Source organism: Bifidobacterium breve DSM 20213 = JCM 1192, assembly GCF_001025175.1.
Taxonomy (GTDB): domain Bacteria; phylum Actinomycetota; class Actinomycetes; order Actinomycetales; family Bifidobacteriaceae; genus Bifidobacterium; species Bifidobacterium breve.
In genome coordinates this window covers 1,609,225-1,630,512 of record NZ_AP012324.1, presented here as the reverse complement: position 1 = coordinate 1,630,512, position 21,288 = coordinate 1,609,225, and the positions used below count along the sequence as shown (strand labels likewise).

The window sequence follows — 21,288 nt, the reverse complement described above, 5'->3', positions numbered from 1 at the left end:
GAAAGGACGGTGTCATCATGAGTTCCGCAACAATCACTTCTGCACGACTGATGAATTCCACTCCGCAAACCGAAGAACAGGACATGGTCAGGAAGGTCGCAGTCTCCTCCTTCCTCGGTAACTTCATCGAATGGTTTGACTACGCCTCCTACTCCTACTTCGCCATCACCATCGCGCTGGTATTCTTCCCGACCGACAACCACACCGTCGCCATGCTGCAGACGTTTGGCGTATTCGCGCTGTCCTTCATCTTGCGCCCGATCGGTGCGCTTTTCTGGGGCAGCTACGGCGATAAGAAAGGTCGTAAAGCCGCGCTGGCCCACTCCATCATGTTCATGTCCGGAGCGAGCTTCCTGATCGGATGCCTGCCGTCCTATTCGGTGATTGGCGTCGGTGCGCCGATTCTGCTTCTCTTGCTACGCATGGTGCAAGGCTTCTCCGCCTCCGGTGAGTACGCCGGTGCCGCCACGTTCCTCGGCGAATATGCTCCTACCTCAAAGCGCGGCATCTACTGCTCGCTGATTCCGGCCTCCACCGCCATCGGCCTGCTCGCCGGCTCCACGCTGGCCACCTTGATGACCGCCAACATGAACTCCAGCGCAATGGTCGGTTGGGGATGGCGCGTGCCGTTCCTGCTTGCCGGACCTCTCGGCCTGATCGTGCTGTACATCCGTACCAAGCTTGCCGATTCTCCCGTATACCAGTCGATGAACGACGCGCTCGAATCCAAGGGTGCTGCCGCCATCGCCGATGCCCAGGGCACGGCCAAGAACGGCATGTTCGCGCCGCTCGTCGAGCTGTTCCGCAACCACCTCAAGGCGCTGGTCATCAGCTTCGGAGCCTGTGTGCTCAACGCGGTCGGCTTCTACACCGTGCTGACCTACCTGCCGACTTACCTGTCCGACACCGTCGGCATGGAAGCCACCCAGTCCGGCACCATCACCACCATCTGCCTGGTCGCTTACGTCTTCATGGTGTTCGGCATGGGCCATATTTCCGACAAGTTCGGCCGTAAGAAGGTGCTTATCGGTGCCTGCGTGGCATTCATCGCGCTTACCGTTCCCGCCTTCCTCATTCTCAACACCTCCCAGTTCTGGCCCGTGCTGATCGTCGAGCTGGCAATGTGCGCCACCCTTACCGCCAACGACGGTACCCTGTCCAGCTACCTGACCGAAACGTTCCCCACCTCCGTGCGCTTCACCGGATTCGCCTTCAGCTTCAATCTGGCCAATGCCATCTTCGGCGGCACCGCTTCGTTCATTGCCACTGGCCTGATTGCACTGACCGGTTCGTCCATCGCTTCGGCCTGGTACATGGTGGGTGTTGCCGCCATCGCCTTGGTGGCAATGATTCTCTCCCACGAAAACACGAACAAGGATCTGAACCACATTTGATCCGTGTCCACCGGCTCCCCTTGGCTCGCCATGCGGCCAGATTCCCTGAAAGAGGGGAGCCGGCGTGCACACTGTTCAATATCACACCAACCCAAAGGAGTACTGCAATGGGTAGCAACCGTCGTATGGATCACATGACTTGGCCGGAATTCAAGGAGGCGAAAGCCCGTCCTGTTATCGTGCCGATTGGATCCACTGAGCAGCATGGCCAGCATCTGCCTATCGGTACCGACGCAGTGCTCGCCACGTGCGTGGCCGAGGATCTGGCCGAGCGCATCGACGGCACGGTACTGCCCGCCTTGAGCTACGGTTACAAGTCCAAGCCGCTGTCCGGCGGCGGTCCGCTGTTCCCCGGAACCATCGACATGAACGGCGTGACCGTCATCAACCAGATGCATGATGTGCTGAGCGAGCTGATTGCGGATGGTTTCACCAAAATCGTCGTCATGAACGCACACTTTGAAAACGAGGCGTTCATCGTCGAGGCCATCGATTTGGTCACTCGCGAGACCGGGGGAGTGGCCACCATCGTAGAAACCAATTGGTGGGATCCGGTTCCTCAGTCGGTGATCGACAAGGTATTCGACGGATTGGTGTTCCCCGGCTGGGCACTGGAACACGCCGCAGTAACCGAAACCTCGCTGATGCTCCATTATGCGCCTGAAATGGTGCACATGGATCGCATGGTCGAGGAAGCCGGAGCCAGTGCGAAGTCATACGTGCGCTACCCGGTGCGTCAAGGCGATGTTCCCGCCCACGGTGGACTCGCCAATCCGGCTGGTTCCAGTGCCGCGAGAGGAAAGCTCATCGCCGATGCCTGCGTAGATGCGGTAGCAGACATCTGCGCCGAAGAATTCGGCGAATAGCTTTCCGCTTCTGCTGAACCAAGGCGCCGCTAAGAATTCACCCACGGGTTGCTTGTTTTCGCCTGGTTGTTCAATCAGCAGCCCTAGCGTGAATGGCGTGAACAGAGATATGAAGAAGCGCCGACGCAGGGCCGGCGGGCGGCCTGGAGTCGCCATTGGCACAGCATTATGCGTCGTTCTTACGGCTCTTGTGGCACCCAATATCGCGGGTGCCGCAGGAGCCGTTCCTTTTTCCGGCGAGGATCCGGCCACCGGCACACGCACGGTGACCATCGCCGACATCACCGATTTCCATGGTCATATCGAACATGGGGCCGATGTCGCAGCCGCCTTCACCTTGGCGGACAGTCACAACCCCGACAATATGGTTCCCGTCTCCACCGGCGATCTGGTGGGCGGATCGCCCTATGAGTCGGCCGTGAGGCAAGACAAACCCACCCTTGACATGGCCAAGGTGTGGGGGCTGACGGTTTCTGCCGTGGGCAACCATGAATTCGATCGCAGCGTGGCCGACTTCAACAATCGTGTGGCCGCTCCGGCCAACGGCATCGACTGGCTCTGCGCCAACGTGTCCTCGGCCAATAAATCAGCTACCGGCAAACTGAGCCATGTCAAGGACTATACGATTCGCACGGTGAATGGCAAGCGCATCGGTTTCGTGGGCGCGCTCACGGACGCGCTTGGCTCGGTGGCCACGCCGCAGATCACCGAAGACGCCGATCTGAGCGAACGTGCCGTCGACGCGCTCAACCGCGTGGCCGGTGAACTGAAGCGTTCGGGCAAAGTCGATGCGGTGGTCGCATTGTTGCACGCCGACGCCTCGGCGGCAACCGGTCTCGGACGTGATGTGGACCTCGCCTACACCGGCCACACCCACGCCGTAAAACAAGGCGTCACCGACGGAGGGGCACCGATCTATGAGGCCGGTAGCTTCGGCCAGAACATGGCCGTGCAGGATCTGATCATCACCGGCCATGGTCGTCATGCCAAGGTCCAGGTGGCCGATGTGAACCTCGGCAACGGCACCGAGGCCACTGCGGTTCCGGGCGTGCTCAACGTGGAGGGGCTGGACGCCCATCCGCGTCAGGCCGCCTGGATGTCCGCCGGCGTGGTGTCGAACGGCAGCGTAGCGCGCTCGCGGCAGCTCGACACGAAGGCCAACTACGCGGCCAGGGCGGGGAACGCGGTGATCGGCACTCTGGCGCCGGGAACGAATTTCGACAAGCGCACGTCCGTCGGACATGAAGGATCGGTGGGCATGCTTGTGGCGGACGCCAACCGGGAGTCGATCATGCGGAATGTGTATGCCGGCACCCGATTGCCCGTGGTCGGGTTCTCAAACGATGGCAGCCTGAGAACCAAACAGCTGGATATGGACGAGGACGGCAAGGTCACGATTCGTGAGGTCGACAGTCTGATGGCCCTCCAGTTCCACGCCGCGCACGAAACCCTCACCGGACTCGGACTCAAGGCGGTGCTCGCCCAGCAGTTTCATCGCAACGATGACGGTGAATTGGAACACCGATGGCTCGGCATCTCCTCGAATGTGCGATACCGGTACGTCCAGTGCGGAGATGGTGGCGCCACATGCACACTCGGGGATTCCGACGGAAACGGCAACCAGCATACAGGGGTTAAGGCCACCGTCGGCATCGTGGACCTCACCATCGACGGCAGGCCGATCGCTGACGACGATCTGGTGATCATCGCCTCCAACTCCTACCTGCTGCAGGGCGGCGACAACTATTCGGCATTCCGTGCAGGCAGCAACTATGGCGAACTGGAAATGTCCTATAACCAGCCGCTGCACGAATATCTGGCTGCGCACCCGAAGCTATCTGCTGCCGTGCCTGAAACCGGCACACGGGCGTAGATATGAATGAGCCCCGCTCGTTGGCGGGGCCGGCAGCTACAAATTTGCCTCCGCTGGCGGGGCTGTCGGTTTGCCGACTGGGGGTGGCCGTTGTATGGAACCACTCCCAGTCCGACTATGTTGGACAGCCCCCGCCAGCGAGGGCATAAGCGGAAGGCTTACTTGATGGCGTTCAGCCACTGCTCCTTGGTGGCCTTCTCGGCCTCGAGCTTGGCCTTCTTCTTCGGGTCGGACTCAGCGGCGATCTTCTCGTCAAGCTCGGCGAGCTGAGCATGAAGCTGCTCTTCGAAGCTGGACTTACGGGCATCGGCCTCCGGGTCGGTCTGCTTCCAGGCGGCATCCTCGATGGCCTTGATTTGCTTGTCCACGGCGTCGAGGCGACCCTCGATGCGACGCATGGCGTCACGCGGCACGTAGCCGATCTGATCCCACTCTTCCTGAATCTTGGCGAGCTCCTGACGGGCTTTCTTGGCTTCCGCGTCGGTCTTGACCGGCACTAAAGCCTCGGCCTTGACCAGCAGCGCCTCCTTGGCGGCCAGATTCTCCTTCTCGGAGGAGTTGATCTGATCGCGGTCGGCCTGACGGGCGTTGAAGAAAGTGTCGGCGGCCTCGCGGAACTTGGCCCACAGGGCGTCGTCCTCGTTGCGGCCGGCGCGACCGGCCTTCTTCCAACGGTCCATCAGCTCGTTGAACTTGCGGGAGGTCTCGCCCCAGGCGGTGGAATCCTTCAGCTCGTTGGCCTCGGCGATGATGGCTTCCTTGGCTTCCTTGGCCTGGGAACGCTCGTTGTCGCGAGCCTGCGCCCACTTGCGGCGGGACTGGTTGAACGTGGTGCGAGCGGCGGAGAAGCGCTTCCACAGTGCCTCGGCCTCGGGCTTGTCGATGCGGATGGTGGTGCGCTGGTGATTCTGCCATTCATCGAACAGGTTGCGGAACTTGTCCGCGGTGGAACGCCAGTTGGTGTTGTCGCCCAGGGAGGCGGCCAGTGCTTCGGCCTTCTCCACGATGGCGGTGCGTTCCTCGACGGCCTTGGCCACGGCGGCCTTGCGGGCCTCGGACAGTTCGGTCTTCTTGGCCTCGCCGGCGGTCTTCAGCGTCTCGAACTGTTTCTTGAGCGCGGCGACATCGCCCACGACTGCGGGCTCGGAGGTTTCCTCGCCCAGCAGTTTCAGGGACTCGTCGATCTCACGGGCTTTGACATTGGGAGAGGTCAGGCGGCTGGACAGCAGATCAAGCTTGGCCTTGAGATCCAGGAAACGACGGGCGTACAGCGCCAGGGCCTCTTCCTTGGAGGCGTCCGGGAACTGGCCAACCTCGCGTTCGGTGTCGCCCTCCTTGACGAAGACGGTGCCGTTGTCGTCCACGCGGCCGAAGGCTTCAGCGGCCTTGACATCGGCGTCGGAGTATGCGGCGTGCGCGGCCGGGGCCGCAACGTGGGCCTTGGCCGCGGGGGCCTTCTTAGCGAAAGCGGCGGGGGAGGGCGCATGCGGCTTCGGCATTGAAGCAGGAGTCGGTGTGGCCGGGCTGGCCTCGGGTGCGGGTGTCGTTGCCTGCTCTTCGGTCGCAGCGGTGTTTTCGGTTTCGGTGACAGTCTCGTCGGCCATGGCCAGCTCCTTACAAGCATAGAGTGAGTGAGTGGGAACGCCTCGCATACCGATAATTCGGCATGCTTTGACGCAACCCTCACCTATTATATTGATTTCGTGGCTAAAGGTGCATCAATATCAGGATTCCCGGAGTGGCTCCCCTCCGAACGTGTAGTGGAGCAGCGTGTCATCGACACGCTTCGTAAGGTTTTTGAGCTCAACGGCTTCATCGGCATTGAGACGAGAGCGGTGGAAACCGGCGCTTCTTTGCTGAAAAAAGGCGAGACCAGCAAGGAGATCTACCTGCTTTCCCGTCTGCAGGAGGTCGGTCACGAATCCGACACTCCGATTGAGGACCGTCTGGGTCTGCATTTCGATCTGACCGTGCCGCTGAGCCGGTATGTGGTCGAGCACTCGGGTGCGCTGACCTTCCCGTTCAAGCGTTGGCAGATTCAGAAGGTCTGGCGCGGTGAGCGTCCGCAGGAGGGCCGCTTCCGCGAGTTCGTGCAGGCCGACATCGACGTGATCGGTGCGGGCGACCTGCCTGACCACTATGAGGTGGAGCTGCCGCTGGTCATGGTTTCCGCCTTGGAAGAGCTGCGCGCATACGGCCTGCCCAAGGCCACCGTGCATGCCAACAACCGCAAGCTGTCCGAAGGCTTCTACCGTGGACTCGGTCTGACGGACATCGAAGGTGTGCTGCGCGAGATCGACAAGCTCGACAAGATCGGCGCCGACGAGGTGGCCCGACTGCTTTCCGAAACCTGCGGTGCGACCGAGGCCCAGGCGCGCGCCTGCCTCGAACTGGCCGAGCTTACCGCCTCCGATGGTGCCGAGCTGGCTGCCAAGTTCGACGCGCTGTGCGAGGCGCACGGCATCGCCGAGGATTCCGAGGCCTATGAGCTGGCCCGTCAGGGACTCGATACCCTGGCCATGATCGTCGACGAGGCCGCCGCCATCCGCCCCGGCTCCGTGATCGCGGACCTGAAGATCGCCCGTGGACTCGACTATTACACCGGCTCCGTCTACGAGACCTTCCTCGACGGCGCCGCCTCGCTTGGTTCCATCTGCTCCGGTGGCCGCTACGACAACCTCGCCTCCCAGGGCAACCGCAAGTATCCGGGCGTGGGCCTGTCCATCGGCCTGAGCCGACTGGTCAGCTACATGCTGCACACCGCCGGCGCGCACGCCAACCGTGTGAGCCCTGCCGCTGTGCTGGTCGCCGTGTGGAACGAAGAGGACCGTCCGACCGCCAATCGCATCGCCGCCCAGCTGCGTGCCCGTGGCATCGCCACCGATGTGGCACCCACCGCCGCCAAGCTCGGCAAGCAGATCAAGTATGCGGACAAGCTCGGCATCCCGTACGTGTGGTTCCCGGCCAGTGCCGCCGAGGGTGAGGAATCGACCGGTGACGAGGTCAAGAACATCGTCACCGGCGAGCAGGTTGCCGCCGATTGCACGTCGTGGGAACCGGATACTGTGGTTGCCCAGCAAACCGTCGAAATCTGACGTATTCGCGCGAAAATTCGAGGAGAACTAAGACAATGAGCCAGACGGCTTACAGAACACATCATGCCACTGAAGTGACCGAGGCCCTGGTCGGCCAGAAGGTCACCCTCGCCGGTTGGGTCGACCGTCGTCGTGATCACGGTGGTGTGGCCTTCATCGACCTTCGTGACGCCACCGGTCTGGTGCAGGTCGTCATCTACGACGAGGACATGGCCCGCCCGCTGCGCAGCGAGTTCGTGATTCAGGTCACCGGCGACGTGCGTCTGCGCCCGGACGGCAACGAGAACACCCATCTGGCCACCGGCAAGATCGAGGTCGTGGCCGAATCCATCGAGGTGCTCGCCAAGGCCGATGCCCTGCCGTTCCAGGTGTCCACCGCGCTCGAGAACGAGTCCGAGAACAAGCTGCCCGGCGAGGACGTGCGCCTGAAGTACCGTTACCTCGACCTGCGTCGCCCGTCCATGCAGCACAACCTGAAGCTGCGCTCCGACATGGCCAAGGCCGCTCGCCATGCGCTTGAGGACATGGACTTCACCGAGGTCGAGACCCCGACCTTCATCAAGTCCACCCCGGAAGGCGCCCGCGACTTCGTGGTACCGGCCCGTCTGGTGCCTGGCTCCTGGTACGCCCTGCCGCAGTCCCCGCAGCTGTTGAAGCAGCTGCTCATGGTCTCCGGCGTTGAGCGCTACTACCAGCTCGCCCGCTGCTACCGTGATGAGGACTTCCGCGCCGACCGTCAGCCCGAGTTCACCCAGCTCGATATGGAGATGGCCTACGTGGACCAGGAAGACGTGATGGCCATGACCGAGAAGGTCATCGCCGCCATCTGGAAGTCCGCCGGCTATGAGGTCCAGCTGCCGCTGCCGCGCATCACCTGGAAGGATGCGATGGACAAGTACGGCTCCGACAAGCCGGATCTGCGCTTTGGCAACCCGCTGGTGGAGCTGACCGACTACTTCAAGAACACGCCGTTCCGCGTGTTCCAGGCCCCGTATGTGGGTGCCGTGGTGTTCAAGGGCGGTGCCGCCACGCCGCGTCGTCAGTTCGACGCATGGCAGGATTGGGCCCGTCAGCGCGGTGCCAAGGGCCTTGCTTACGTGGTCTTTGGCGAGAACGGCGAGCTGAAGGGCCCCGTCGCCAAGAACCTGTCCGATGAAGAGCGCAACGGTCTGCGCGAGGCTGTCGGTGCCGAGGAAGGCGATGCCGTGTTCTTCGCCGCCGGTTCCCGCGAATCCTCCCAGCTGCTGCTCGGTGCCGTGCGTGTGGAACTCGCCTCCCGTGAGGGCCTGCTTGATCCGAAGAAGTTCGCCTTCACTTGGGTTGTGGACTTCCCGCTGTTCAAGCCCACCGATGATCCGGACGACGACGATGTGGCTGTCGGCCACTCCAAGTGGACCTCCATGCACCACCCGTTCACCATGCCGAGCAAGGATTGGATCGACAAGTTCGACAAGGATCCCGAGCACGCCATGTCCGATTCCTACGACATCGTCTGTAACGGTGAGGAGATGGGCGGCGGTTCCGTGCGTATCCACCGCGACGACATCCAGGCTCGTGTGCTTGACGTTCTCGGCATTACCAAGGAAGAGGCCGATGAGAAGTTCGGTTTCCTGCTTGAGGCTTTCAAGTATGGCGCTCCGCCTCACGCGGGTCTGGCCCTCGGCTGGGATCGTACCGTGTCCATCCTGGCCGGTGCCGACTCCATCCGCGACGTCATCGCCTTCCCGAAGGCCGGCGGCGGCCGCGACCCGCTGACCGGTGCTCCGGCCCCGATCTCCGACGAGCAGCGCGCCGAGACCGGCGTCGACTACGACCCGGACGCGGACGAAAACTAATCTACGGAGCGTATACCGCCTTTCCTCAGCACTCGACGCATCTCAGTGCGCCTTCGGCTTCGGACGGCGGTTTTTCGCACGCGTAGATTCATTTTCGCAGACTGATAGCGCTTCATAGGTAATACGAATAGCGCCAGTGGCATGTGCCGCTGGCGCTTTCGTTATTCTGAGGGTCACTATGTCCGAAAAAAAGGGGAGGCATATATGACGTTGGAGATTTTGGATTGGCATGATGGGGATCTGCTGGCCAAGCCGGTGTTCGACAAGCTCAATGGGCTGGTGGCGGCAGGCGTGCCGGAAAGCAAGATTCTGGGCGTGACCATCAACGCGGACGAGGAATCGGACACCGACCTGTGGTGCCCGAAATACGGCATTCCGTTCGAGATCACTGGCAATGTGGTGGTCGTGTACACGCATAAAAACCGCAAGGCGCCGCCGGACTTCGCCGCCGCATTCGTCACGGCCGATACCCTCGCCGATCTGAACGGCGTGGTCAAGCACACGCTGGAGGTCTCCAAAGTCAGTTTCGCGCCGATCGACGCTGCCGTGGAGGCCACCGGCATGGAATCCGGCGGCATGTCGCCGATAGGTTTGCCCAGCGACTGGCCGTTGCTGGTGGACCAGCACATTCTGTCGATTCCGAAACTGTATTTGGGCTCTGGCGTTCGTCCGTCCAAACTGGTGGTCGATGGCTCCATTTTCGCCGATATCCCCGGCGTCCAGTTCGTCTCCGCATTGGGTAGACCTCGCGGTTGAGCATCCATTATTGTGTATACATTGGAAACCCTTGTATGCTATTCTCCTCTTCATGTCTGAAACGAACAACGAAACAGCAGTACGTTCGCGCACGACGCGAGAAGAATCCCAAGGCGAAGCTCCTCTGGCTCCTCTGGTGCCCGGTAATGAGGATCCGAACCGCCCTCTGGTCGAGCTGACCCACGTCGAGAAGCATTTCGGCGATTTACACGTCCTGAAGGACATCAACATGACCGTCACCAAGGGTGAGGTGCTGGTGGTCGTCGGCCCGTCAGGCTCCGGCAAATCCACGATGTGCCGCACCATCAACAGGCTTGAAACCATTGATTCCGGCGATGTTCGCATCGACGGCAAGCCTCTGCCGCAGGAAGGCAAGGAGCTCGCGAATCTCCGCGCCGAAGTCGGCATGGTGTTCCAGTCCTTCAACCTGTTCGCCAACAAGACCATTCTTGAGAATGTGACGCTCGCGCCCATCAAGGTGCGTCACATGGACAAGAAGGAAGCCGAGCAGCTGGCCATGGATTTGCTTGCCCGCGTGGGTGTCGATTCACAGGCCAATAAGATGCCGTCCCAGCTTTCCGGTGGTCAGCAGCAGCGCGTGGCTATCGCCCGCGCGCTCGCCATGCGGCCTAAGGTCATGCTCTTCGATGAGCCCACCTCCGCCCTTGACCCGGAAATGGTCAACGAAGTGCTTGACGTGATGGTCGAGCTCGCCCACGAAGGCATGACGATGATTTGCGTGACCCACGAGATGGGCTTTGCGCGCAAGGCCGCCGACCGCATCGTATTCATGGCCGATGGTCAGATTCTCGAAGAGAACACGCCTGACGAGTTCTTCGAGCATCCGCAGACCGAACGCGCCAAGGACTTCCTTTCGAAGATCCTCACCCACTGAGACACGGGGGTTTGCGATATGACATTCACCAATACATTCAAACGGAGGGCTTGCCGCGTGGTCGCCGCGCTCGCCGCTGTGGCCTGCACGATGTCGCTGGCCGCCTGCGGACAGGATGAGCCCGGCAAAATTCGTATCGGCATCAAATTCGATCAGCCCGGCTTGGGCTTCAAGAAGTCCGGCACCTACGTGGGCTTCGACGTGGACGTGGCCAAGTACATAGCCAAAAAACTCGGCTACTCCGAGGATGAAATCATCTGGAAGGAAGCTCCCTCCAAGCAACGTGAGGCCATGATCCAGAACGGCGACGTGGATATGATTCTCGCCACCTACTCGATTACCGACGAACGCAAGAAGGCCGTCTCCTTTGCCGGTCCATACTTTGTGGCCGGCCAGGATCTGCTGGTGCGCAAGGATGATAATTCGATTAACGGCCCCGAAGACCTTAATGGCAAAAGGCTCTGTTCCGTGACCGGTTCGACTTCCGCCGCCACCGTCAAGGAAAAGTTCGCCTCCGAAGTCCAGCTTATGGAGCAGCCCGGTTACGCCGAATGCGCCACCGCACTGTTCTCCGGCATCGTGGACGCCGTGACCACCGATGACATCATTCTGGCCGGCCTGGCCTCCGCCTCGCGCGGCAAGCTCAAGGTGGTCGGCAAGCCATTCACGCAGGAATACTACGGCGTGGGCATCAAAAAGGGCAACACCCAGCTGGCCACCAAGATCAACAACGCCATCGTGGACATGATCCAAGACGGCTCGTGGGAGAACGCCATCAGCGACAACACCAAGGGCACCAACTACACGCCCGACGTGCGCTACAACCCGCCCACTCCAGACGAGGGGGAGAAGAACTGATGAACGGATTCCTGGAACTCTTCAGCCAGTATGACGTACTTGGCGCCTTCCTGGTCAACATCGAACTGACCCTGTGGTCCGCGCTGTTCTCCATGATTCTCGGCGTGATCCTTGTCGTCATGCGCATCTCGCCGATCTCATCCCTGAGAACCGTGGCCGGTGCCTACGTGGAACTGTTCAAAAACCTGCCGCTGACCATCATCATGGTATTCATGGTGCTCGGTGCCTACGCGCAGCTGAAGCTCAGCTTCTCCGACACCTTCGCCACGAACTTCTTCTGGCTGGCAGTCACGGGCCTGAGCCTGTACACGGCCGCATTCGTATGCGAATCGCTGCGCTCCGGTATTAATACCGTGCCGCTAGGCCAGGCCGAGGCCGCCCGCGCGCTGGGTCTGGGCTTCATGCAGTCCGCCACTGAGATCATTCTGCCGCAGGCCTTCCGCGGTTCTGTGGCGCCGCTCGGCAACACGCTGATCGCACTGCTCAAGAACTCCACCGTGGCAGCCGCCGCATCCGTGGCCACCGAGACGTCTTCGCTGATGAGCGAGATGATTGAATTTCGCCCTGACGTGATCGTCCAGATCTTCCTGATCTTCGCACTCGGTTACGTGATTCTGATCATCCCCATCGGCATGCTCACCACGTATCTGTCCAACAAGCTCGCCGTAAGGAGGTGACGGATATGGCTGATACCTCGAATTCCGTACTCTTCGATGCGCCCGGTCCCAAGGGCCGCCGCACTATTCGTATCGTCAACTGGATTGCGGCCCTCATATTCGTGGCCGTGCTGGTGTTGGTGCTTATGCGTCTGCACAATCCGCCTGACGGCGAGAACCAGCTGAGCTGGGAACTGTGGAAGCCCGCCGTCGAACGTGAAGCATGGACTGACTTCTACTTGCCGGGCCTATGGATGACCATCAAGGCCACCGTTCTCGCCGTGGTGGGAGCTGTGGTGTTCGGTCTGGTATTCGGCGTGGGCCGATTGCTGCCGAACCCGTTGGTGCGTGGCATCTCCGCCGTGATCGTCGAGTTCTGCCGTGCAGTCCCCGTGCTGCTGCTCATGATTTTCTTCTGGCGATGGTTCGCCTTCGCGGGCCTGCCCAGCCCGTCCTATTGGGCTGTGGTGCTGGCCCTGGTGCTGTACAACGGTTCGGTGGTCGCCGAGCTAGTGCGTTCCGGCGTTGGCAACCTGCCGGGCGGTCAGCGCGAGGCCTCGCTCGCCTTGGGACTGACCGAAACGCAGTCGCTGATTCAGATCGAGGTGCCGCAGGCCGTCTACGCCATGCTGCCGGCCGCCGTCACCCAGCTGGTCGTGGTGCTGAAGGACACCGCACTGGGGTCGATCATCATGTACACCGATCTGCTGCAGGAATCCCGCCGACTCGGCTCGATGTACTTCAACATCCTGCAAACGCTGGTGATGGCCGCGGTGATTTACTTCGTCGCCTGCTGGCTGCTCTCTCGCCTGGCCGAGTGGTTGCCTTCACGTATGCAGCAGCGTACGGCCGCGCCCACCGAACCTGAACCGTTGGCTCCGATTGCCGCGGGTGACCCGTCCAATGTCAACCAGATTGCAGTGGCCAAGGAAGTTGAGGAGCTGCCGTTCGGCGGTGCACCGCGCAAGTATCACGTGCATCATCGCGGCACCAATGCCTCGATCCGCAATTGGCGTCGCACCCGGTACGAACAGGGATATGACGTCGCCCATCCCGAATCGCAAACCGATCCAAACACCGGCGAGTTTCCGGCATTTCTGAAGTCTGAAGACAAACCAGAAGGCTGACACAACTCAGCCACCGCTAAGCCGGCACGAAGAATTTACTAAGTGTTTGGCTGAGACTCGGCTACGTAGCCTCAACGGAGGATAGGTTGGAACATATGAAGATGTTCCGGCGCCTATCCTCCGTTGTCGTTATTGTGCTGCTGATGCCGCTCATACTGGTGGCCATGCCGGTTCCCGCCGCACAAGCCGACCAGCTGCCCAACCCCGACTGGGTGGCATTGCTCTCCGACTATGAGAAGGATTATTGGCAGGCGCCTACCGATGCCGCGCATGGTGGCAAGGTACTCGACGCCAAAACGATGGAGCTTGACCAGAATCTCGCCGTGGCGATCAACCACAAAGCCGCAGAAGACCTCGATAACAAGGGTCTCAACGCTCAGCGCAAACGAGCCCTTGTCGATTCCGATCTGCAAGCCGAGGAGACCATGCCGGATGCGCTTGGGCCAGTGCTCGGCGCATATATGAGCGAAGGCCTCAAGCAGGGCAAACTCAACGCTGTGGCCGATGTGTTCTCCTTCAATGCGGCATCCACCTATGCTTCCAAACGCGCTGCCATGCATCCCAGACCGTATCTGAACCGTGCAGAAAGCAGCTTTGGCGGCACCAATGATCTTGCCGGGCTTTCCGCCACACTGAATATCAAACAGTCGCCCTCATGGCTTGAGCACGTGCCCGGCTACTCGAACCTGCAAAAGAACAGCTCCTATCCGTCCGGGCATACTACTGGCGCCTATTCGTGGGGTATCGCATTGGCCGGCATGATTCCCGAACTGGCTCCGCAAATCATGGCCCGCACTTCGGAGGCCGGCAATAACCGCATTGTTCTGGGTGTGCATTATCCGCTCGACATCATGGGCGGTCGCATCGGCGCCTCCGCACAAAACGGGCAGTACTGGCACAATGAATTCAGCTCGTCCATCGTGCCCGCAGCCCGTCAGTTGCGCGGCTACCTGACCGAGCGATGCCAGGCGGACGAACACGGAAGCACACTCGCCGCTTGTATCGCCAATGTCAAAGCCAATGGCGCGGGCGGTTACACGAACGGTTTTCTTGATTCCGTAGCCAGCGAACCGGTCAAAGATCAGGCCTCTGCCGTACGCGTGTACACCGCGCGCCTTACCTACACATTTCCGCAGAATACCTCCCAATCCGGTGTTGATTTCATGGCCCCACGCGGTGCCGCGGACGTGCTGCGACTGGCCTATCCCGAACTGCACGCTGATCAGCGCAATGCGATTCTCAAAGCCACTGCCTTGGACTCCGGCTACCCATTGTGGCAATCCAGCGATGGCTGGCAGCGCATCAACTGGGCCAAGGCCCTATGCGCCCGCGTCACATTAGACAAGAACGGCGATGTGTCCAAAGTCGAAACCGCCGATCATGTGACGCTCACCGGTCCGAGCGTGATTAATGCCCAATATGCCAACATCGGCAAACACCCTGCGTCGGATAACGCAGCCGGTGAGAACAGCTCCGTCTCAGCTGGCCCCGACCTTGCCGTCTTGCATGCCGCCCAACGACCGGCGTTGATGGTGGGCGCCGGCGTGCTGGTCACGATACTTGGTGCCGGCGCGACCAAGGCCGTAATGGGAAAACGCAGCGAAAAGAAGCGCGCTGAATCGTCTACAGTACGGCCATGATGAATTCGACGAGCAGTTTGATGCCGTAGAGTACGATGATGCTGCCGCACACCTTGTTGAGCGTGTTGATGATCTTTGGGCTGAACCGCTGGCTGAACGCCGAAATTACCAAAGTGAGTCCCAAGAACCACAATGCGGATGCGCTTTCTACTCCAATAATGAATGGAGATGCCTGCGAAGCGCTCAATGTGGCGCTGAATGCGCCCAGCATCAACGTGCCGTCAATGATTGCCTGAGGGTTGAACCATGTGACTACGCATGCAGTAGTGACGGTTTTCGCCAATCCGTCGGCTCGCTTGTCCGTGATCTCAGCGTCAGTGGTCGATGCGGTGCTGTGGGATGTCGAGTCGTTGCCATGGCGGAACAATCCCGGAAAGATCAACCCCAATCCAATGCGGATTACCACCGCACCTCCCACAGCCAACACGGCCAGCTGCAGCCACTCATACCGCTGCATGAGTGCGCCCACGCCAAAGAAGCATGACAGGGACAGTGCCACGTCGAATATGGTGACGATGATTGCTGTGAACACGGCCTTGCGTCTTGTCTTGGTCAGTGCCGAGTTGATGACAAACAGATTCTGCATGCCGATTGGCGCCACGTATGCCAGTCCCATCGTCAGTCCCTGCAAGTAGAACCCCATGAATCTCTGCTCCCTTAAATACCAGCCAATTGTGTTTGGCTGGTCATGTCTGACCCAGCCAAACATATTGTGCGACTGAGCGCGATGCGCGTAATAATTCAATAAAACCGTGCATCTTCATGTTTCCGTGGATTATTCTAAGGAGTGGATTGCGGTTGACAACCAGCCAAATGGCAGCATTGTCACTCAACCAAACATGTGGATATGGGCATGAGACGTTGGCGTAATCCTAGTTGTGCGGATTGCGGGTCTGCGCTCGCAGCATAGGAAGAGGAGAGGTATGGCACGAATAGCGCCGTTGGTTATCGACTGGAAGCCGGATCGCACGTCGAATGTGCCGGTCACCGAGCAAATCGTGGACTACATGTGTCATCAGGTTTCCAGTGGCGTATGGCCGATCGGTGCCCGATTGCCCTCGCAGCGAGCCATGGCAGAAGGATTTGGCGTCAATCGGTCCACGGTTATCGCCGCTATAACTGAACTGACCGATTACGGTATTGTGGAAGGCCTGCATGGCGCTGGTACGCGCATCGTCAGCAATACGTGGTCGTTGATGTTGCCGGGTGCCCCGGACTGGGCCGACTACGTCTCCTCCGGGTTCTTTGAAGCGAACAACGCCACGATACAGACCATCAACCGCATGGAGTTCGCGCCGAATATCGCACGACTGGGCACCGGCGAGCTGGATCCGCGACTGTTCCCGCGCGATATGTGGAAACAGGTGCTGACGGAAGCCGCGCAGGAGATAGATTCGCTGGGCTATCCGCCTCCTGCGGGCATGACCGTGCTGCGTGAGGCGATCGCCGCGCATATGTGCCGCTCGGGGGTGAACTGCACGCCGGCCCAGGTGCTGATCACCTCCGGCGCGTTGCAGGCTCTGCAGCTGATTTCCGTGAGTCTGCTGTCTGCAGGAAGCACGGTGTTCGCCGAAGCTCCGAGCTACATCAAGTCATTGCAGGTGTTCCAATCGGCCGGAATGCGCTTGTCCGGCGTGACGATGGACGACCAGGGGCTTCGCGCCGACGCTCTTGAACATGCATTGGGAGAATACCGTGCTGTATCGGGCAAGGGCGCGGATGCCGTGCTCTACACCATTCCCACCAATCACAACCCCACCGGCGTGACGATGACCAATCAGCACCGGCATGACCTCATCGACTGCTGCGTGGCGAATCGATTGCCGATTATCGAAGACAACGCCTATCAGGACCTGTATTTCGGCGACGAGATGCCGAAGCCGTTGAAGACCATGGATGAGACCGGTATGGTCATCACCTTGGGCAGCGCTTCGAAATCGTTGGCTCCTGGACTGCGCATCGGTTGGATTATTGCCAATGAGCCAATCGTCCAACGACTCGCTGATGTGAAAATGCAGATGGACTACGGCGCTAGTCTGCTCAGCCAGTGGGCTTTCGCCCGATTCTTGACCAGCGGTCTGTATGACCGGTATCTGGTTGACCTCAAACGGGAGCTACACCGTCGCAGGGATGCGGCGATGGAATCCCTGGAGCGTCATTTCTTGGGCCGGGCCCACTGGAGCCGGCCGGATGGCGGATTCTATGTGTGGCTGACCTTCGAACAGCCGGTGCGCACCAGTCGCCTGTTCCAAGCAGCCTTGAAGCGCGGCGTGCTGCTTAATCCCGGCGACATCTACGATTTCGAAGGTGACAACTCCCTTCGCCTGAGCTATGCCTACACCACGCCCGAGGAATTCGAGGCATCGGTGGATGTGCTTGCGCAAGTGGTTCGCGAAGTCCTATGAGGCCAAGCCGTCGGTGAAGTCCGGGACGCGCGAATCCGGCGAAGCGTACAATCGGTGACATGGCCAAGGAAGACGGAAAGACAAATAAGGTGGGTAAAAACGGCAAGTTGGGTGGTGTCGTCAAATCCGACAAAGACAAAAACGGTAAGGATAAGCCCAGCAGGGGGAAGGGCGATAAACGCATCGACTGGACGCTGAATCTCGCCGAAGACCGCATAGAAAGCATTGAATCCAGCACCACCGTGTCCGAACGGCTGGCCCGCGCGGCGAAATCCAGCGAACTGCTGAGTGCCGTATGGTCTCTGCCGCCAGCGCAACGACTGATGTTCCACCCGGGGACGCAGGTCACTGATGTCGAAGGCGACTCCACGCCGGGGTTTGATGGCGGCAAAGAGGATGCGGAACGGTTTATATCCATCAGCTCCTCCGAAATCGCCCGATATCAGCGGCTCATGTATGCCAACGGTGTTAAAGGCTCCCCGCGAAGATTGCTGATCGTGTTGCAAGGCATGGATGCTTCCGGCAAAGGCGGCATCGTGCGCCATGTATTCAGCCAGGGCGATCCTATGGGCATCCATTATCACGGCTTTGGCAAGCCGAGCGCCGAGGAGCTTGACCATGATTTTCTCTGGCGTGTGAAGCGCGAACTGCCCAAGCGGGGCTGGATTGCCGTTTTTGACCGTTCCCATTACGAGGATGTGGTCATGCCGCACGTCTACGGCACCTATCCGGAAGACATATGGCGTGCCCGATATGACCAGATTAACGAATTCGAGCGTGAGCTGGCCGCCAGCGGATGTGCGATTCTCAAGATCTTTCTCGTGGTCAGCCAGGATGAGCAGAAAAAGCATTTTCTCGGCCGTCTTGATGACCCCACCAAATATTGGAAGTTCGATATCTCCGACCTTGAAGCCCGCGATCGATGGGACGACTACATGGACGCCTGGCAGGAGGTTTTTGAAAAGACCAGCACTGCCGCCGCACCGTGGTATCTGGTGCCGGCTGACAACCGGTGGTATTCACGCGCCGTGGTTTCCGAGCTGTTGCGCACCACGTTGAAGAATATGAATATGACTTGGCCGCCGCTCGAACCGGAAGTCGACCCCGACGAGGTCCGTCGCAGACTGGCGTGAGTGTTCCTCCCGCTGGCGGGAGGTGCTGCGAAGCGGCGGAGGGTGGTTCGCGCCACTGGAACAGGCCGCTGGGTAGACTGGGACATTATGACTGACGAGAAGGAATATGGTTCCCTGGGGCGTTTGGCTCCCGAATGGGACGGCGACGAGCGCGAGCGGAATCTTACGGCCGATGATATCTACGAACGGTTCTTCGGCTGGGTGGAAGAGGTCAAAGGCATCGAGCCGTGGCCGCATCAGGAAGAGGCCATTATGGATCTCCTGGCCGGCGACCATGTCATTTTGAATACCCCTACCGGTTCCGGCAAATCACTGGTGGCGCTGGGCATGCATTTCGCCGCCCTATGCACCGGTCGCCGTTCCTACTACACCGCGCCCATCAAAGCGTTGGTCTCCGAGAAGTTCTTCGACCTGGTAGAGGTATTCGGCCGCGACAATGTCGGCATGATCACCGGCGACAGCCATATCAACGCCGACGCGCCGATCATCTGCTGCACCGCCGAGATTCTCGCCAACCAGGCTTTGCGTGAGGGCACGCATGCCGACGTGGGCCTCGTGGCCATGGACGAATTCCACTACTACGGCGACCCGGAGCGTGGCTGGGCATGGCAGGTGCCACTGCTGACCTTGCCGCAAACCCAGTTCCTGCTGATGAGTGCCACGCTTGGCAACGTGGATGCCATCGCCGACAAGCTCTCCGATCTTAACGACACACCTGATGTGGATGTCATCGCCGATGCGCCACGCCCGGTGCCGTTGAGCTATGAGTACACGCTCGACCCGCTGGAAAGAACCGTGGAACTCGCCTTCCGCAACGGCGAGACACCGATATATGTGGTGCACTTCTCTCAGGACGCCGCGCTGGAAACCGCGCAGGCGCTTGCCTCCACCGGCGTGTCCAGCAAGGAACAGCGTCAGGCCATCGCCGAAGCCATCAAAGGCGTCAAATTCACCACGGCTTTTGGCAAGATTCTGCAACGTCTGCTGCGCACCGGCGTCGGTATCCATCATGCCGGCATGCTGCCGCGATACCGTCGTCTGGTCGAACAGCTCGCCCAGCAAGGTCTGTTGCCGGTGATTTGCGGCACCGATACGCTGGGCGTCGGCATTAATGTGCCGATTCACTCCGTGGTGCTGACCGCGTTGACCAAGTTCGATGGCACCAAGATGCGCCGCCTGCGCGCCCGCGAATTCCACCAGATCGCCGGACGCGCCGGCCGTATGGGCTTCGACACCGAAGGACTGGTGGTAGCCGAGGCTCCCGAATATGAGATCGAGAACCAGAAGGCCATAGCCAAGGCCGGAGGCGACCCGAAGAAGCTCAAGAAGGTCAAGCGCAAGAAAGCCCCCGAAGGCTTCGTGACCTGGAACGAAGGCACGTTCAACAAGCTCATCGACGCCGCTCCGGAAACCTTGGTCCCGCATCTGAAGATCACGCATTCTATGGTGCTCAATGAAGTGGCGCAAGGCGGCGATGCGCGTGCTCGTATCGACGATCTTATCGATGATTCAGCGCAGACCCCGGATCAGAAAGAACATCTGCACCAGCGGGCCGATGAAATCTTCCGCACTTTGTTCGATACCGAGGTCATTGAGACCGAAGATCGTGCGGATGGTGGCAAAGACTATTACATGACCCTCGATATGCCGGATGACTTCGCGCTCGACCAGCCCCTGAGCCCGTTCCTGTTGGCCGCATTGGAGTTGCTCGATCCGGAATCGGACACCTACGCGCTGGATGTCATCTCGATGGCCGAGGCCACGCTGGAAGACCCCAAGCAGGTGTTGCGTGCGCAGGAGCGTCAGGCGAGAGACAAGGCCATGGCCGACATGAAGGCCGACGGACTCGACTACGACGAGCGCATGGACAAGCTGCAGGAGATCACCTATCCCAAGCCGCTGGAAGACATGCTCGAGGCCGCATTCGATCAGTATCGCCATGATGTGCCGTGGGCGAACGACTACTGGCTGTCGCCAAAATCCGTGGTGCGCGACATGGTGGAAACCGCCTCCGACTTCACCGGATACATCGCCCGCTACAACATCGCCCGTTCCGAGGGCACGCTGTTGCGGTACTTGTCGGACGCTTACCGCACATTGGCGCGCACCGTGCCGCCCGAAAAGCGCGATGAACAGCTCGAAGACATTATTTCGTGGCTGCGCGTGCTCGTACGCTCCATCGATTCCTCGTTGGTGGACGAATGGGAGAATGCCGGCGACTCGGCTGACCAATCCGAGGCTGCGGCATCCCTGGCCGCGCCCGGCGCAAAAAGCGCGGTGGTCGAGGACCGTCGTGGTCTTACCGTGCTGGTGCGCAATGCCTTGTTCCGCCGTGTGCAGCTTATGGATCTCGATCAGCCGGACAAGCTGGGCGCGCTCGACAAGGATTGGGGCTACGGCGTGCACGAATGGGAGGACGTGCTCGACGACTACTACGACGAACACGAGTATGTGGGCATCGGTGCCGAAGCGCGCTCGCCCGAACTCTTCATGCTGGACAGCAAGCATGAGAACGACGAACACACGTGGAAGGTGCGTCAGATTATCGATGATTCCGACGGTGATCACGACTGGACCATCGAAGGCATCGTGGATCTCGACGCCACCCAAGACACCGGTGAGGTAGTCTTCCACGATTACCGGGTGAGCAACTCATGACCTTGGCTCCCTTCCCTGAGAGGAGCTGTCAGCGAAGCTGACTGAGGAGAGCCAAGAGAAAGTTCGAACGTCTGTTCGAATAATGGGGTAGTATAGA

16 protein-coding genes are annotated in these 21,288 nt (G+C 60.2%); 14 read left to right on the top strand and 2 right to left on the bottom strand.

Going from position 1 to position 21,288, the window contains the following annotated elements:
• Positions 1–17 precede the first annotated feature (17 nt).
• The 3 genes from BBBR_RS07140 to BBBR_RS07130 all read left to right on the top strand — a co-directional run bounded on the left by BBBR_RS07140 (position 18) and on the right by BBBR_RS07130 (position 4,133).
• Positions 18–1,394: an MFS transporter gene (locus BBBR_RS07140; RefSeq protein ID WP_047928283.1), complete on the top strand. Its 1,377-nt coding sequence runs from the start codon at positions 18–20 to the stop codon at positions 1,392–1,394.
• A 107-nt stretch (positions 1,395–1,501) separates the two neighbouring features.
• On the top strand, positions 1,502–2,260 hold the full coding sequence (locus tag BBBR_RS07135; RefSeq protein ID WP_032738316.1) for a creatininase: 759 nt from the start codon (positions 1,502–1,504) through the stop codon (positions 2,258–2,260).
• Positions 2,261–2,369: 109 nt separating this feature from the next.
• On the top strand, positions 2,370–4,133 hold the full coding sequence (locus BBBR_RS07130) for a bifunctional metallophosphatase/5'-nucleotidase (protein ID WP_003830309.1): 1,764 nt from the start codon (positions 2,370–2,372) through the stop codon (positions 4,131–4,133).
• A gap of 158 nt (positions 4,134–4,291) precedes the next feature.
• Here BBBR_RS07130 and BBBR_RS07125 read toward each other — a convergent pair whose 3' ends face one another.
• Positions 4,292–5,737, bottom strand: coding sequence for a DUF349 domain-containing protein (locus tag BBBR_RS07125; protein WP_015439026.1), 1,446 nt, complete (start codon positions 5,735–5,737; stop codon positions 4,292–4,294).
• 99 nt (positions 5,738–5,836) lie between these two features.
• Here BBBR_RS07125 and hisS point away from each other — a divergent pair, with 99 nt between their 5' ends.
• The 8 genes from hisS (at position 5,837) to BBBR_RS07085 (ending at position 14,995) form a co-directional block, all read left to right on the top strand.
• Positions 5,837–7,228, top strand: a complete 1,392-nt coding sequence (hisS, locus tag BBBR_RS07120; RefSeq protein WP_025263105.1) for a histidine--tRNA ligase — start codon at positions 5,837–5,839, stop codon at positions 7,226–7,228.
• A gap of 35 nt (positions 7,229–7,263) precedes the next feature.
• A complete protein-coding gene (gene aspS, locus BBBR_RS07115; RefSeq protein WP_003830312.1) occupies positions 7,264–9,063 on the top strand; it encodes an aspartate--tRNA ligase in 1,800 nt (599 codons plus the stop codon).
• A 204-nt stretch (positions 9,064–9,267) separates the two neighbouring features.
• Positions 9,268–9,819, top strand: a complete 552-nt coding sequence (locus BBBR_RS07110; RefSeq protein WP_003830314.1) for a YbaK/EbsC family protein — start codon at positions 9,268–9,270, stop codon at positions 9,817–9,819.
• 52 nt (positions 9,820–9,871) lie between these two features.
• On the top strand, positions 9,872–10,714 hold the full coding sequence (locus BBBR_RS07105) for an amino acid ABC transporter ATP-binding protein (protein WP_014483547.1): 843 nt from the start codon (positions 9,872–9,874) through the stop codon (positions 10,712–10,714).
• Between the two features lie 18 nt (positions 10,715–10,732).
• The gene (locus BBBR_RS07100; protein WP_003830316.1) at positions 10,733–11,572 is read left to right on the top strand and encodes a glutamate ABC transporter substrate-binding protein; all 840 of its coding nucleotides are present in this window, start codon (positions 10,733–10,735) and stop codon (positions 11,570–11,572) included.
• Positions 11,572–12,249: an amino acid ABC transporter permease gene (locus BBBR_RS07095; RefSeq protein WP_003830317.1), complete on the top strand. Its 678-nt coding sequence runs from the start codon at positions 11,572–11,574 to the stop codon at positions 12,247–12,249. Before BBBR_RS07100 ends, BBBR_RS07095 begins: the two co-directional genes overlap by 1 nt.
• Before the next feature lie 5 nt (positions 12,250–12,254).
• Positions 12,255–13,355 (top strand): amino acid ABC transporter permease, encoded by a 1,101-nt coding sequence (locus BBBR_RS07090; RefSeq protein WP_003830318.1) that lies wholly within the window; start codon positions 12,255–12,257, stop codon positions 13,353–13,355.
• Positions 13,356–13,450: 95 nt separating this feature from the next.
• Positions 13,451–14,995, top strand: a complete 1,545-nt coding sequence (locus tag BBBR_RS07085; protein ID WP_003830319.1) for an acid phosphatase — start codon at positions 13,451–13,453, stop codon at positions 14,993–14,995.
• Here BBBR_RS07085 and BBBR_RS07080 read toward each other — a convergent pair.
• Positions 14,979–15,638, bottom strand: coding sequence for a LysE/ArgO family amino acid transporter (locus tag BBBR_RS07080; protein ID WP_015439022.1), 660 nt, complete (start codon positions 15,636–15,638; stop codon positions 14,979–14,981). The genes BBBR_RS07085 and BBBR_RS07080 overlap by 17 nt on opposite strands.
• 280 nt (positions 15,639–15,918) lie before the next feature.
• On the opposite strand from BBBR_RS07080, the gene BBBR_RS07075 reads away from it, so the two are divergent.
• The 3 genes from BBBR_RS07075 (at position 15,919) to BBBR_RS07065 (ending at position 21,191) form a co-directional block, all read left to right on the top strand.
• Complete coding sequence (locus BBBR_RS07075; protein WP_003830321.1) at positions 15,919–17,400, top strand: aminotransferase-like domain-containing protein; 1,482 nt, start codon at positions 15,919–15,921, stop codon at positions 17,398–17,400.
• A 59-nt stretch (positions 17,401–17,459) separates the two neighbouring features.
• Positions 17,460–18,533 carry a polyphosphate kinase 2 family protein gene (locus BBBR_RS07070; protein WP_003830322.1) on the top strand — a complete coding sequence of 358 codons (1,074 nt, stop codon included), beginning with the start codon at positions 17,460–17,462 and terminating at the stop codon, positions 18,531–18,533.
• Positions 18,534–18,620: 87 nt separating this feature from the next.
• Positions 18,621–21,191: a DEAD/DEAH box helicase gene (locus BBBR_RS07065; RefSeq protein ID WP_016462438.1), complete on the top strand. Its 2,571-nt coding sequence runs from the start codon at positions 18,621–18,623 to the stop codon at positions 21,189–21,191.
• Positions 21,192–21,288: the final 97 nt, after the last annotated feature.

What these genes read in the sequence shown, in the direction of transcription:
- BBBR_RS07075 (WP_003830321.1), top strand. Translation starts at nt 15,919, where the DNA reads ATGGCACGAATAGCGCCGTTGGTTATCGACTGGAAGCCGGATCGCACG.
- BBBR_RS07125 (WP_015439026.1), bottom strand. Translation starts at nt 5,737, where the DNA reads ATGGCCGACGAGACTGTCACCGAAACCGAAAACACCGCTGCGACCGAA.
- BBBR_RS07140 (WP_047928283.1), top strand. Translation starts at nt 18, where the DNA reads ATGAGTTCCGCAACAATCACTTCTGCACGACTGATGAATTCCACTCCG.
- BBBR_RS07135 (WP_032738316.1), top strand. Translation starts at nt 1,502, where the DNA reads ATGGGTAGCAACCGTCGTATGGATCACATGACTTGGCCGGAATTCAAG.
- BBBR_RS07105 (WP_014483547.1), top strand. Translation starts at nt 9,872, where the DNA reads ATGTCTGAAACGAACAACGAAACAGCAGTACGTTCGCGCACGACGCGA.
- BBBR_RS07100 (WP_003830316.1), top strand. Translation starts at nt 10,733, where the DNA reads ATGACATTCACCAATACATTCAAACGGAGGGCTTGCCGCGTGGTCGCC.
- BBBR_RS07095 (WP_003830317.1), top strand. Translation starts at nt 11,572, where the DNA reads ATGAACGGATTCCTGGAACTCTTCAGCCAGTATGACGTACTTGGCGCC.
- BBBR_RS07090 (WP_003830318.1), top strand. Translation starts at nt 12,255, where the DNA reads ATGGCTGATACCTCGAATTCCGTACTCTTCGATGCGCCCGGTCCCAAG.
- BBBR_RS07110 (WP_003830314.1), top strand. Translation starts at nt 9,268, where the DNA reads ATGACGTTGGAGATTTTGGATTGGCATGATGGGGATCTGCTGGCCAAG.
- BBBR_RS07080 (WP_015439022.1), bottom strand. Translation starts at nt 15,638, where the DNA reads ATGGGGTTCTACTTGCAGGGACTGACGATGGGACTGGCATACGTGGCG.
- BBBR_RS07065 (WP_016462438.1), top strand. Translation starts at nt 18,621, where the DNA reads ATGACTGACGAGAAGGAATATGGTTCCCTGGGGCGTTTGGCTCCCGAA.
- BBBR_RS07085 (WP_003830319.1), top strand. Translation starts at nt 13,451, where the DNA reads ATGAAGATGTTCCGGCGCCTATCCTCCGTTGTCGTTATTGTGCTGCTG.
- BBBR_RS07130 (WP_003830309.1), top strand. Translation starts at nt 2,370, where the DNA reads ATGAAGAAGCGCCGACGCAGGGCCGGCGGGCGGCCTGGAGTCGCCATT.
- aspS (WP_003830312.1), top strand. Translation starts at nt 7,264, where the DNA reads ATGAGCCAGACGGCTTACAGAACACATCATGCCACTGAAGTGACCGAG.
- BBBR_RS07070 (WP_003830322.1), top strand. Translation starts at nt 17,460, where the DNA reads ATGGCCAAGGAAGACGGAAAGACAAATAAGGTGGGTAAAAACGGCAAG.